We start from the raw sequence: 13,067 nt of genomic DNA, 5'->3' as shown, positions 1-13,067 counted from the left end.
CTTCACCTGACAGGCTGCACCCGCTACACGCATATCGAACTGGTCCATCGGGCCCTTATCCGAGCGCGTCATGAGTGAGACTCCCCAAGGCCCGAATGACAGGGCCGAGCAAGGCCAGAGCATGTGGGGCGGTCGCTTCAGCGCGCGACCGTCCGACATCATGCAGGCGATCAATGCCTCGATCGGCTTTGACCGGAAACTGGCGGCCGAAGATATTGCCGGGTCGAAGGCCCATGCGATGATGCTGGCGCGGCAGAACATTATCTCCAACGCTGACCGCGATGCGATCCTGTCCGGTCTGGACGCCATTCTTGCCGAAATCGAAGCGGGCGACTTTCCTTTCTCCGAAGAGCTGGAAGACATTCACCTGAATGTCGAAGCGCGACTGAAAGAGCGGATCGGCGATGCCGGCGGACGACTGCATACGGGACGCTCGCGCAACGATCAGGTCGCGACCGATTTCCGCCTCTGGACGCGCAAGTCACTTGATCTGTTCGATCATCTGCTCGGCGACCTGATGGCGGCCTTGCTCGATCAGGCCGACGCCCATGCGGACACCATCATGCCAGGCTTTACCCATTTGCAGAGCGCCCAGCCCGTCACTTTCGGCCACCATATGATGGCCTATCTCGAAATGTTCGCGCGCGACCGCTCCCGGATGCGCGATTGCCGCACCCGCATGAATGAGAGCCCCCTCGGCGCAGCGGCGCTGGCCGGTACGCCCTATCCGATCGACCGGGACATGACGGCAGAGGCGCTGGGTTTCGATCGCCCGATGGCCAATTCGCTCGATGCGGTCTCGGCGAGGGATTTCGCACTGGAAGCGCTGGCAGCCGCATCGATTTGTGCGACGCATTTGTCGCGTCTTGCCGAGGAGATCGTGATCTGGACCAGTGCCCAGTTCCGCTTTATCGCTCTGTCGGATGCATTCACGACCGGATCCTCCATCATGCCGCAAAAACGCAATCCAGACGCGGCAGAGCTCGTGCGCGCCAAGGTTGGGCGTATCATGGGCAGCCTGACGGCGCTGATGATCGTGATGAAGGGCTTGCCGCTGGCCTATTCCAAGGACATGCAGGAGGACAAGGAACCGGTGTTCGAAGCGTTCGAGAGCCTGGAACTCGCCCTGCGCGCTATGGCGGGTATGGTTCGCGACATGGCCCCGAACGAAGCCCGTTTGGCCGAGGCCGCAGGCGCGGCCTTCAGCACGGCGACCGATCTGGCCGACTGGCTTGTGATGCGGCTGAATATGCCGTTCCGCGACGCCCATCATGTCACTGGACGGATCGTGGCGATGGCAGAGAATAAAGGATTGGCGCTGGACGGGCTTGAACTGGCGGACATGCAAACGGTCGAACCGCGGATTACGAACGATGTCTTTTCTGTACTGTCGCCCCTTGCTAGTGCGACCAGCCGCATGAGCTATGGCGGCACGGCACCGGACCGGGTCTGTGAACAAGTCGCCCGCTGGCGCGCGCAGTTGGATATGCCGACACCTTGACCGAACCCGTCATTGTTCCGTTCCGCCCTCTAGGCAAATATGACTGGCCGAGCACGCCTGTCGATCATGGTATCGACCGGGTTCGCACCGCATTGCTGGAACGCCTGCGCGGGCGGCGCGAGCAGTCCGCCGTCGATATGGAGACGCTTGTTTCGGTAGAGCCGTCCTTGCTGGATCGTCTAGCACCGCCCCCCGCCAGCCATCCCCTGATGGCCGAACTGGATCTGACCTTGCAAGACTGGGCGGCGTCTTCCAATGCGGTGCAGCCCTTACAGATGGTCGTTCTGCCGCCCTGCGAGCGGGACGACATATTGAGTGTCTGGGCCCGGCAGAACGATCTGGAATTGTTTTCAGCCGACCGCGATCCGGCGGAACTGGAAGGTTTGAACGATCCCGATCAACCGCCCCTGATCATTCCGCGTCTGGAAGACCGGTTCCTGCGAACGCCGCAGGGCCTGAGCGCCGTCCGCGAACTGATCCGGGGGCTGGCGGGCTTTCGACGCCGCGCGCTGATCGGATGCAATAGCTGGGCTTGGCAGTTTCTACGCAAGAGCTGCGAGATCGATCTTGTGTTGAGCGAGCCGATCACCTTTCGCGCCTTCAACCGGCACCGCCTGCGGAACTGGCTGGGCCGTCTTGCACTCGGCACACTGCCGGATGATGTGTCGGACGAACGCGCCGAACGGCTATGCTTTCGCGCGGTCGATAGTGGCGCAGACGTGTTCGGAAACGGTGACGGAGACGACGAGATTTCCGCCTATATGACGGATTTGGCCCGGCGCAGTTTCGGCATTCCCTGGGTCGCCTGGCATCTCTGGCGAGACGGGCTGCATCTGGCCAGACCCGCCGACACCGACGACGCGACCGACGCATCGGACGCAGCGCCGAAGGAGGATCCGTCAAACCCCGAAACCATCTGGGTCACCCGACCACGCAGCGTCTCCCTTCCGGACCGCAGCGACCAGAATGCGCTTCTGGTCCTGCATGCCCTGCTCATCCATGGCGGGCTGACGCAGGCCAATATCGACCGGACAGTGCCGCTCATATCCTACACCAATGTGCTGAGTTCCCTGCTCCGCGATGGCCTGATCGACGAGACGGACGGGCTTTACCGCTGCATTCCTGCCGCATATCCGACGATCCGGGACGGACTGCGCAATAATGGCTACCCGCTGGACGTGTTGTAGGAGGCCAGAATGGACGAGACACTCGACGCGACACAAGAAAAAGCGGCCAGCCTGTTCAACGAATTGCAGGATATCAGCTTCGTCCAGATCGCCCTGATCCTGCTTTTGAGTTTCGCGACCATCTGGGTCGTCCGGCGGACCATCCCGTTCTTGGCCGATCGGGGTCCGAGCCGGCTCCGCCTTTATCTACTTCGCGCCGTTCCGATCCTGCGCATGGTCATTATCCTGACGGCCCTGCTCTGGATCATCCCGCTTATCTTCAACATTACGCTACAGAATTTTCTGGTTATTGCCGGTGCGGCCAGTGTGGCGATCGGTTTTGCCTTCAAGGATTATGTCAGCAGCCTGATCGCCGGTATCGTCGCCATTTTCGAGCGGCCCTACGGCCCCGGTGACTGGGTCGAAGTGGACGGCGACTACGGCGAAGTCATCAGTCTGGGTATGCGGGCCATCCGGCTACGAACCCCATCGGACGACATCATCACCGTGCCGCACGATTCGATCTGGTCGAACAATATTTCCAATGCCAATTCCGGTGCGCAGACGCTTATGTGCGTGGCCCATTTCTATGTGGAGCCTAGCCACGATGCCGCCGCCGTTAGAGCCCGGCTGACCGATATTGCCCTGACGAGTGCATATCTGGACTACCGGCGCCCTGTCCTCGTCGTCCTGAAAGAAACCGAGTTCGCTACCCATTACCAGCTCAAGGCCTACCCGTTCGATATGCGCGACCAGTTCAAATTCATAAGCGATCTGACGGAGCGCGGCAAAAACGCGATAAAGGCCGCTGGCGCGAAGCCTGTGAGCATGAATGCGCTTGCCGTAATACAGGATCGTGGCGCAGGATAGACCATGAAGACTAAGGCAGGTTTCGCGAAATCCTCACCGAGTCTTATTGAAAATCGATAATAATCATCCTACATTATCCGTAGACGCCAACGAACAGACAGACCCGGGAGGAGAAGAGACCATGTCGACACTCGACGCACAGATTGAACAATCCAAGAAAGAGGTTCTGGAAGCACAGAGCAAGATCGCCGAGCTGTCCTCACGGATCGATACGGCGCGTTCCAAGATGAGTCAGGGCACCGATATTTCACTGGATATCGAAACGGCATCGCTTGACGATGTGCACGCCCATACGGAGCTGATGAATGCCAATATTGCCGAGCTGATCATGGGGCTCGACGATGTGACATCCGGCTTCTCCAAGGATTTCGATGCAATGCGCTCCAAGACGGGATGGGAGACCTTTGTCGGTTTCTTTTCCAAGCAGCGCGCGGAGTCCTTGCGCGCCGAGCGTATCCGCGCCGCGACGATCGAAGACAAGCTGCAGGACCTGATCGCCAAGTCCAACACGATCCAGGCCATGCTGCAGGAACAGCTGAACGAACTGGGTCGGCACAAGAATCAGGTTGAAGGCAATCTGCAAAAGACGCTCGCCGACCGCGAGGCCGCCGTCGAAACGCTGGAACAGATCAAGACGGAAATTACCGCGCTCGATCCGCAGATCATCGAACTGGAGAACAAGCTGTCCGTCGCGACCGATGCCAAGGAGCGCTCCAAGCTCGAATCCCAACTCGCCACTGTCAATTCACGCCATAATGAGCTGGCGCAGCTGGAACAGGTCAAACTGTCCGAAAGCCAGACGCTGGAGCGCTATATCGAGAAGGGCAAGACCTGGATGGATAGCCTCCAGAACCAGATTGCGACCCAGATGGTGCTGCTCAACAAGCTGCAGACCGACACGAAGCAGCGTGTCGTGCTCTATGATGCATTGTCCAAGTCGTTGAAGACCGCCCAGCAGCAGGATGTGGCACACAAGATCAACGAGATCGGCGTCGCCACGGACAAGGAAGCGCAGGTCGCCATGGCCGCGATCGGGTCCGCCACCAATAACAAGATGGCGGAAATGATGGAAAGTCATGAAGAGCATATCGTCTTTGCCCGCAAGGTTCTGGAAGAAAAGGCCAAGGCCGATGAGCGTTTCGCCCGCCGGTTCGAGGAGATCGTCAAGAAACATGACGCCAATGCCTATGGCGAGGGAGCGCAGGGCTAGGCCCCATACGCGTGGATCTGGACCTGACATATGAGCATCGTGTGCTTGACAGTGCGCGGGCAGCCCGGCGTTATTTCGCCAAGTTCGACCGCATCATCGGCCATCTGCAACAGGTAGCACGCCTGTCAGTCGATGAGGGACAGTTGAGCGAAGCGGAAGGAAGCATTCTCGCTCGCTATCTGTCCGACCTGTCCAGCAGCTTCACGGCCCTGTCCTACAAATATCTGATGACCAACCGGTCGCCCAAATCCGGGCGGATCAGCATCGATAAGACCGATAGCGGTTTCCCAGTCTTTTCAGAAATCATCCAGCTCGCGACCGATGCCAGCCAGGCCGAGAAGCACCTTAAAGCGCTGCCGGAGCAGGACCGTCTGAAGAAGGATATGGTCAGCCATATTCTGTCCGAGCAATCCGCGCCGACGACTCTGCAATATGCCATGGCGCAGCGCATCTATTACGAGACGCTGGATCGCGGCACGCCCTTTCTGAGCCAGAACCACCCCGAAGCCGTTTGGGTTGGCAAAGACGTCAAAGGCCGCAAGCGCCGCTACATTATTCATTGGGCGGTCTATGATTCAAAGACCAACATCCCGGTCGTCTATTTGATGGAACTGGACGATACGGGCAGCCGGGCTCTGCCGCAGGATGAACGGCGCTGGCCACGCGTACAGGACGCGCTGATGGCGCAATCGGTATCCGAGCTGAAATTGCTGACCATCGCCAAGGGGTTTGACGCGGACTTCCACTCGCTCCACCCCAAAAGCCTGCGCCGCTTCCATCTGGGCCCGATGCACAGCCATGCCTTTACTGAACAGCATGGCCCGATACGGAATGTTCTGGCCGATGCGATCGGTCAGGAAGGACTCGACTGGGCACTCGCCTGGACAATGGAAACGCTGGTGTCCGACGGCCAGACCTGGGTCAAGACAGGTGTCTTCAAGGAAAGCTGGCGGCAGACCTTCAAGCTTGATGCCCCGGGTCTCGACGGCAAGATGCAGGGCGCCACTGACATTAGCCGCTCGCTGATCCTGCCGCACCGGGCCTATCAGGTGATGGAGGAGAAATATGCGCATCACTTTGAGGGCGTGCGCAAATATGTCGTCGGCCAGAACGATAAAATCCTCAGCTACCGCTAATTTGAAACAAGGAAATCATGTCCGCACCGTCTGATCTCATGGAAATCAAGGAAGCCGCGATCCGCGACAAGATCCCGGCCGCGCAATCCATGCTGGACGGGTTCGACCATACGCCGCGCCTGGCCAAGGGCAGAGAGATCGCCCCTGCTGCCGCGCGCTCGCCAGGCATTCCGGGGCGCCGCCGTTTTCGCACGACGACGCCGGGCCTGGTGACACAGAGCACGGCCCGCAGCGAAGGCGTCAACCTGATCGACCGGGTCGCAGACACATCACCCGAAGACGATCTGATCAGTCCGGTTCAGGCCGGCGTACTGCACGGTCTGCGGCGCGCGATGGCCACGGCACTGACGGTCGTGGACCAGTATGCGGATGCGACGGGCCTCTCCGCGCTGATGAAAGCCAATCTGGAAGGCAAGCTGCCGAGCGGGAAGACGGCTGAATTCAATGAAGGTCTGGCCGCCGGATCCGTGATCGCCCTGCATGTCTTTGCCAACATGGCGAGCTTTCTGCTCTCCACCTTGCACGACACGTCGGAACTCACCGTCGATGTTGGCGACGTGGAAGAAGTGCTGACGGACAATCCGCAGGCCGCCCTGACCGGCGCACTGTGGGAGCTGGATCAGGATCTGGCGACCTTTGCCGATAGCGAAGACAAGCTGATCCCGGTCGTTACCGCCTTCCTCGAACAGCTGATGGACAAGGCCGCGATGCGGGCCGCCAATCTGCCGCGGCTCGAGGCATTCATTGCCGTTGCCTACCGTGTCGAGGCGGATGATTTCGAGATCAGAGGGTTTGAGGCCGCCAGCCGCGCCAAATCGTCCAAACTGATCATGAGCTTCAAGAAGCCGCACGAAGTTGTCGGCAACCACATCGCCAAATATCAGGCGATGAAACTGTCCAAGATGCTGATGGCGTATGATTTCGACCGGAAGCTGAACCCGTTCGCGGATCTTGGCGGGTTCATCTTTACCTTCATGGGCGACGGCCTGCCGGGGACGGGTAAGACGATCCTGATCCAGATGATGGCCGGGCTGATCAACGATTACTGTCAGACTGCGGACTATCCGTTCCGCTACGCCAACCTGTCGACTGAGAGCATTGACAGCTATCAGGGCAAGTCCGCGCAGAACGCCAAGGCCTTCATTCGGGAGATTATCGACCCGAACGTCATCGGCTTTGGCACGATCGACGACATCGACCAACTGGCCGGCATTCGTGGCGACCGGCAAAGCAGCGCCGGCCAACTGGAAATTACCGCTGTGTTGATGGAAAGCTTCGCCGGAGCCAATACGGTCGTGCGCGGCAATTGCACTTTCGGGATGTTTTCCAACTATCCGGAGAAGGTCGACGATGCGCTGCGTCAGCGCGCATCGGCCCGCTTCCTCGTCGACGGTCCGCAGACGCAGGACGACTACATCGACATTCTCTATCTGCTGATGGGCAAGAACCACGACATTCCGGTCGGCGATCATGATCTGTTCGAAGCGCAGGCCATCAAGAAAGCGGTCAAGGCCAGCTATGAATCCTATGCCCGCCCTAAGGAAGATGCGCTGCAAGCGGTGTTCGACCAAGTCAAAAAAAGCACCGGCAAGCTCAACACCATCGCCAAGCTCGGCACCTATCTGAAAGCCATTCAGGAGGCCGACCCCCGCTTCACGGGCCGCGCCATCAAGAACATCACCGACGCCGTCAAAGTCCGCGCTATGGATTTCGAATTACCCGATGAATGGATGGAAGAGCCGGAGCTGTTCCTGCGCAAGGATTATGACACGAAACGCGCCATGATCGCGGACCTCTCCAGCGAGATCACGGTCGACATGGTCATCCAGGAAATCAACCGCTACGCCGACAGCGAATTCCGCTACGCCGATAAGAGCGACGAAGTCGCGATCGAAAATGCCGTGCGGGATATGGAACGGATGGAGGAAGCGAAGAAACGGTATTTAGGGAGGAAGGGGTGAACTTCCTAACCTATATATTTGTAGGAGCACTGCCGTTCTATTGGACGGGATTTTGGGCATACCATCTAGATTTCGTGTTCAATAATGCAAACCACGGTACCGCCAGAGCTGTCGCTGTATATTCCCTGACTAATCCGGTAATTCTGTTCGTTGTGTATTATAGCGCTCTCTCTGTTCCCGGCCTCATGAAAACAGAGCACCCAAAACTCCACAACAGTGTTTCCGGTGCGGTAGTTCTTACAATAATAGGCTTGCTGTTTTTCCTTGCCGTACGCGCACGGAATCGAACCTCATGATGCGGCTCATCAAAGCCGGGTTGATGTATGGAAACCTCTATGAGGTGTCATCAAAGGCGATGGTCGAGCGGTACAATCGTGCGCTGGAGTTTCTGATCGGCAAGCGGACGGGTCTGACCGAATTTCACATCGATATTGCGGGCTATTCGCCGGAGGTGGCGCATGAGCTGGATGACGAACTTTATCTGAATCCGCTGGGCGCGAACCAGATGTTTATTCTGCTGTCGCTCGACCAGAAGACGGCGCCGCTCCTGGGTTCGCAATTCTCCACCTCGCGCTCCATCCTGCGGCGCTATATCGATGATAATGAGGCGCAGCTCTTCGCCCTGACGGCGCGCGAGGCGGTGGCTGGCGAATTGCTGGATTCCGTGTTCAAGATCGACAGTCCATCGGACCTGCTGGACCTGAACCGGATCGAAGTTTCGGCCGACACGACGCAGTCCCATGTCGCCGAGGCCGAAGCGCTGACCGGACAGATCGACCGGTTTCTGCGTGAGCGCGACGCCTGGTGGGACGATGTGCTGATCGCGGAGATGATCGAGTTGGCCAAGCGCACAGGCAATATTCAGCGCAATCCGGTCAAGCTGGACAGCCAGGTTTTCACGCAAGGCAACTATTTCACCACTCATTTTGGCGGCGTCTATATTTTCCGTGACGCCCAGACGCCGACTCTGATTTCACGCAACCCCGTTGCCGGGATTGAGGATGTCGACATTGCCCAGACTCTGACGCTGAATGACCGCAAGGCGATCTCAGACTGGCTCTATGAGGAAGGTCTGACCGAGCTGATCGTGCAGCGACCCAATTCCGATAATGCGCTGATCATCCGCCAAAAACTGGATTTCATCGTCGCATCGACCGCGGCCGATCAGGGGCATGATCTGTCAGACCTGACACGTCAGAATGTCCGGCAACTGGAACGGCGCTACGCCAATGAGCTGCCGGACGAATATGTCGGACTGATGGAAGTGTGGCGCTGGGCCTCCATGGGAGGACGGGTGCCAAAACTGGGTCCGGATCATCCCGCCTTCTTCTACGCGCTGCGTGCGTCGCGTCACCCGGATCGCGACCTGGTCAACATGCTGCTATCCGAATTATCCGGTCTGGATTTCCGGCAGCTTTTCATCTGTCACAAGTCGCTATTCTACGAGGCTTACCGCGACTGGTCCGACAGCAAGAAAGATTTCGTCGTCCGCTTCCTCGAACATGAATATGCCATCGACAAGGCGGGGGCGCGCGAAGCCCTGTTCGGGCCCGAACCGGCCATGGACGAGCCCGCCGCGCCGCGCACACGCGGGCGCAAGAATCCGGAGTCCCGCAACCCCTGGGCCCAGCCAGAAGATAAGCGGTCCCGCGACCGGGATGATGACGACGATGATGACGCGGACGAAGACGATGACGATTGGCGGCATCGCTCCCGACAACGCAGAGCTTATGATCGTCGCCAGCGTGACAAGGATCGGTCGAAAAAGAAGAAAAGGAAGCGCTAAATGTTCGGGCTTGTTCGCAATATTGTCCTGATCTTCCTCATCCTGAGCGTGGCCTATGTCATCCTCAGCGTCACCGCACGGTTCAAGCATAGACGGGAGCTGGAAGCCGAATTCGACGCCCTGCCTGACATTCGCAGGCAGGTGATGGACCGCGATCAGTTCATTGCCGAAGGCATGAAGGCCTATGTCCGCTCCTACCGCCCGAAGCTCTTCCTGGGCGTCTTTATCATCCCATCGATCGTCATTTTCGGGCTGGTCTGGCTCGCTCAATATGGCTGAGCCAGACCAGCCCGCATAAGAGAGACCTGACATGAAATATATACGCCATATACCTGCCTTCATCCTGTTCATCGTCGGCGCGGTGCTACTGAATTACTATCTGCCGGACCGGGACGTCGTTCAGATCGTCGGAACGGAAGTAAAGCGGATCGACGTAGAATCCGGTGCACCGTTCTGGGACCGGGCCGATATCGGCACCATCGAAGGCGCCACACGTGACGTCCGTTTCATCAATGCGGAACGGGCCAATGGCAGCACCATCGTCTACCGCAATGAAGATACGGGCTGGGGCTTCCCGCCTTATTTCAAATTTGACAGCGGCGACGTGACCGCGCTGGCCCAGAGCCTTGCCAAAGGTGAAGAGCAATGGGTGGCCGTCCGCCATTATGGCTGGCGCATCAAGATGTTCTCCATCTTTCCCAATGCGACATCGATCAAGCGGGTTTCGGGACCGGATGTGTTGCTGATCCCCTGGTTCAACATCGTCTTTATCGGGCTGTTGCTGGCGCTCTGGTTCTTCATCTGGCGGGCGATCCGTAGCTGGAAAGCCAAGCGCATTGACCCGACGCTCGACGCTGTCGGCGATACCATCGGGGACGCCGCGCGCGATGTGAGCGAGAGCGTGGAGGCCGGAAGCGGTCGGGTCCGCAGTCGCTGGCGCAAGATTTTCGGCTCGCCCAAGTCGCGCTAGTCAGCCTCTTGCCTGACTGCATGGCGTCGGGCCCAGCGGTCCGATGCAACAAACCCTATAACCAGGATCAGAACTGAGAGCGCAACCATGACCGCGCCCCAGAACCAGTAAGGCCCGACCCACAGATCGGCCAGCACGCCCGTATCCGTACGGTGAAGGTTGCCCGCAACCTCCGCATTGCCCATGAAGAAGTACCCAAAACCCGTCAGCGCGTTCAGGCACAGCGCGATGGCCACCACATGCGCTGTGAGCAATGTTGCGCGGTCTGGCAGTTTCCATGCCATCAATCCGAACATCATAGCTCCAACAGCTAGCGTCCCCAGCGTGAAAAGATCCGCAGCCCAGATCAACGACAATCCCATCAGCGCGGCCATGACGGCGAGGGCCGCTCGCGGCCAGTGCAGCCCGCGCGTTAGCCCAATCATCAGAACCCCCAACAGGCTTGGGCCCAGCAGGCCCAGCATGATGACCGTGGCCTGCGAGAAATCGCTGACGACCCCAACCAACGCGACACCAGAGAAGTTTGGAAAAACGGTCAGATCATAGAATGTCCCGCCCGTCAGGATCGCCCCTAAACCATGCCCCAGCTCATGCGCCCAGGTGGAGACGAATAAAACCGGAATTCGGACCAGCGGGAATTGCATGACCACGAAGACGACCACCACCAGCCCCCAGAACTGGGTCGGGCTCAGGCGGTCGGACGGATCAAGCTGTCGCGGCGAGGGTTTCGCATTCATGCATCCTCATCACGATCACGGATCGGGGATGCAAGTGCATTCGAGATAGCGCCTTGCGCTCAGGCCGCCGCCATCAATCCCGCACGACGGCGAAGTCCATCGAACTGGGTGATACAGGCTGTATGAATATCCGGCAGATCGATCAGGCCCAGCTCCTGCAGATCCGTCAGGCGACGGCTGACCGTTTCTCGCGACAGGCCGAGATAGTCCGCAATATCGAGGCGCGACATGGGCAGGCCGACCTGAATGGGTGCGCTGTCTTCATGCCCGTCCCGGCGGCCCCTTCGTTCGGCCAGCATGACAAGGAAAGCCGCGACACGGGCTTCGGACGATGTTTTCGTCAGCGTCATCATGAGCGATTGTGTGTCTTCGACCTTGCGCCAGCTATGGGCGAGCAGTTTCGCGCTCAGGACCGGATCGGATTCCAGGGCAGCAATGGAAATGCTCTGCACGCCGGCGCTCGTAACCGTGACGGCCCCGTCCTTATACTCGCCGTCAGGTGAGAGGCCGAAAAACTCTCCTTCCGTACAGAAGCCCGTAATCTGACGACGGCTGTCTTCCAGAAGCCGGAATGTCATGACGACACCACTATTGACCCGGAAGATACGCATCGCCGTATCGCCCTGATGATAGATCGGCGTTTTGTCCGGATAGACCCTGACAGCGCCCAGAATGGAATCAGCGTGTGACGAAAGTGGCATTGATGTCCCCTGCAATGAGACTTTGGTGCCAGAAATGTGCCCTTCATATCAGTTCGGAATTCTACGTACGTAGAACTACGCAGACCTCCCCCGTCACTTTAATTGTTCAACTTCAGGGTTGAGTCTTATCCTCATATTTGTTATTTAACCATATGGTTGAGTATAAATCCGACATGGACACGCTGTTCAGGGCGCTGTCAGACCCCGCGCGGCGGCATATTCTCATGGCGCTGAGCGAAGGACCCGCAACAGTCGGACAACTGGCCGCACCGCTCGATATGAGTTTCGCCGGAGCCTCCAAGCATGTGCATGTGTTGGTGGAAGCGCGACTGGTGGAGAAGCGCAAAATCGGTCGCACACAGGTTTGCCGTTTGAACGCTGCCCCAATGCGGGACCTGCGCAACTGGCTTGATCAATATTCACGTTTCTGGAGCGACCGTCTGGATGCGCTCGAAAGCGCTGTGAAGGACTATGAGAATGACCGACACTAACCTCATCGCGGACGGACGGCTGGAGTTTCGTCGCACCCTGCCCAGCCCGGTCGAGACCGTCTGGCGCTTTCTCACGGAAGACGAGCTTCGCGGACAATGGCTATGTCGCGGCGATGTCGAACCCCGCGCAGGCGGACGGATCGCGTTCAAATTCGACCCGGAAAAGCTGGGCGACAAACGCCCGGACGACGTCCCGGAGGGGCGCTATACGGCTGATTTCGAGGGCACGGTCGTCACCTATGATCCGCCCAGGACGTTGGCCTTTCTCTGGCCCGGCGCGGGGCCTGATGGGGAAACACTGGTCACGATGTCACTCAAAGAGGTGGCAGATGGGACCGAACTTCATCTGGTTCATGAACGGATCACGAGCGACAGCGACATGGTCGGTTCGGCTGCGGGTTGGCACACTCATCTGGAACGACTTGAATGCCGCTTGTCGCGGGCGCTCGCTCCAAACTTCTGGACCCGGCACGATACGCTCGAATCGGAATATCGCCAGACGATCGCCGCTCTAAGGGCGAAGTCGTTCTCTTGACCC

13 protein-coding genes are annotated in these 13,067 nt (G+C 58.7%); 11 read left to right on the top strand and 2 right to left on the bottom strand.

The features are described from left to right. Nucleotides 1-70 precede the first annotated feature (70 nt). The 9 genes from argH (at nt 71) to AB6B39_RS04050 (ending at nt 10,600) form a co-directional block, all read left to right on the top strand. Nucleotides 71-1,501, top strand: a complete 1,431-nt coding sequence (argH, locus tag AB6B39_RS04090; protein ID WP_284373348.1) for an argininosuccinate lyase — start codon at nt 71-73, stop codon at nt 1,499-1,501. Beyond that, a complete protein-coding gene (locus AB6B39_RS04085) occupies nt 1,498-2,688 on the top strand; it encodes a hypothetical protein (RefSeq protein WP_284373349.1) in 1,191 nt (396 codons plus the stop codon). Before argH ends, AB6B39_RS04085 begins: the two co-directional genes overlap by 4 nt. Nucleotides 2,689-2,697: 9 nt before the next feature. After that, nucleotides 2,698-3,537, top strand: a complete 840-nt coding sequence (locus AB6B39_RS04080; protein ID WP_284373352.1) for a mechanosensitive ion channel family protein — start codon at nt 2,698-2,700, stop codon at nt 3,535-3,537. Between the two features lie 121 nt (nt 3,538-3,658). Then, complete coding sequence (locus AB6B39_RS04075) at nt 3,659-4,747, top strand: hypothetical protein (protein WP_284373354.1); 1,089 nt, start codon at nt 3,659-3,661, stop codon at nt 4,745-4,747. Nucleotides 4,748-4,758: 11 nt separating this feature from the next. Next, on the top strand, nt 4,759-5,883 hold the full coding sequence (locus AB6B39_RS04070) for a hypothetical protein (RefSeq protein ID WP_284373356.1): 1,125 nt from the start codon (nt 4,759-4,761) through the stop codon (nt 5,881-5,883). A gap of 17 nt (nt 5,884-5,900) precedes the next feature. Beyond that, complete coding sequence (locus AB6B39_RS04065; protein WP_284373358.1) at nt 5,901-7,844, top strand: AAA family ATPase; 1,944 nt, start codon at nt 5,901-5,903, stop codon at nt 7,842-7,844. Nucleotides 7,845-8,136: 292 nt separating this feature from the next. Continuing rightward, on the top strand, nt 8,137-9,630 hold the full coding sequence (locus AB6B39_RS04060; protein WP_284373360.1) for a DUF6638 family protein: 1,494 nt from the start codon (nt 8,137-8,139) through the stop codon (nt 9,628-9,630). Then, nucleotides 9,631-9,909, top strand: a complete 279-nt coding sequence (locus AB6B39_RS04055; RefSeq protein ID WP_284373363.1) for a hypothetical protein — start codon at nt 9,631-9,633, stop codon at nt 9,907-9,909. Between the two features lie 31 nt (nt 9,910-9,940). Next, nucleotides 9,941-10,600: a DUF1523 family protein gene (locus tag AB6B39_RS04050; RefSeq protein WP_284373365.1), complete on the top strand. Its 660-nt coding sequence runs from the start codon at nt 9,941-9,943 to the stop codon at nt 10,598-10,600. On the opposite strand, the gene AB6B39_RS04045 is transcribed toward AB6B39_RS04050, so the two are convergent. Together AB6B39_RS04045 and AB6B39_RS04040 are read right to left on the bottom strand one after the other, a co-directional pair. Further along, a complete protein-coding gene (locus AB6B39_RS04045) occupies nt 10,597-11,337 on the bottom strand; it encodes a M50 family metallopeptidase (protein WP_284373367.1) in 741 nt (246 codons plus the stop codon). The genes AB6B39_RS04050 and AB6B39_RS04045 overlap by 4 nt on opposite strands. A gap of 59 nt (nt 11,338-11,396) precedes the next feature. Further along, the gene (locus tag AB6B39_RS04040) at nt 11,397-12,038 is read right to left on the bottom strand and encodes a helix-turn-helix domain-containing protein (RefSeq protein WP_284373369.1); all 642 of its coding nucleotides are present in this window, start codon (nt 12,036-12,038) and stop codon (nt 11,397-11,399) included. A 173-nt stretch (nt 12,039-12,211) separates the two neighbouring features. On the opposite strand from AB6B39_RS04040, the gene AB6B39_RS04035 reads away from it, so the two are divergent. Then, nucleotides 12,212-12,529 carry an ArsR/SmtB family transcription factor gene (locus AB6B39_RS04035; protein ID WP_284373371.1) on the top strand — a complete coding sequence of 106 codons (318 nt, stop codon included), beginning with the start codon at nt 12,212-12,214 and terminating at the stop codon, nt 12,527-12,529. Further along, nucleotides 12,516-13,064 (top strand): SRPBCC family protein, encoded by a 549-nt coding sequence (locus AB6B39_RS04030; RefSeq protein ID WP_284373373.1) that lies wholly within the window; start codon nt 12,516-12,518, stop codon nt 13,062-13,064. Before AB6B39_RS04035 ends, AB6B39_RS04030 begins: the two co-directional genes overlap by 14 nt. Nucleotides 13,065-13,067: the final 3 nt, after the last annotated feature.

The sequence above is a fragment of the Algimonas porphyrae genome, from assembly GCF_041429795.1.
In the GTDB taxonomy this organism is placed as follows: Bacteria; Pseudomonadota; Alphaproteobacteria; order Caulobacterales; family Maricaulaceae; genus Litorimonas; species Litorimonas porphyrae.
The sequence above is the reverse complement of the archived record's forward strand: the minus strand, read 5'-3'. Positions and strand labels throughout refer to the sequence as shown.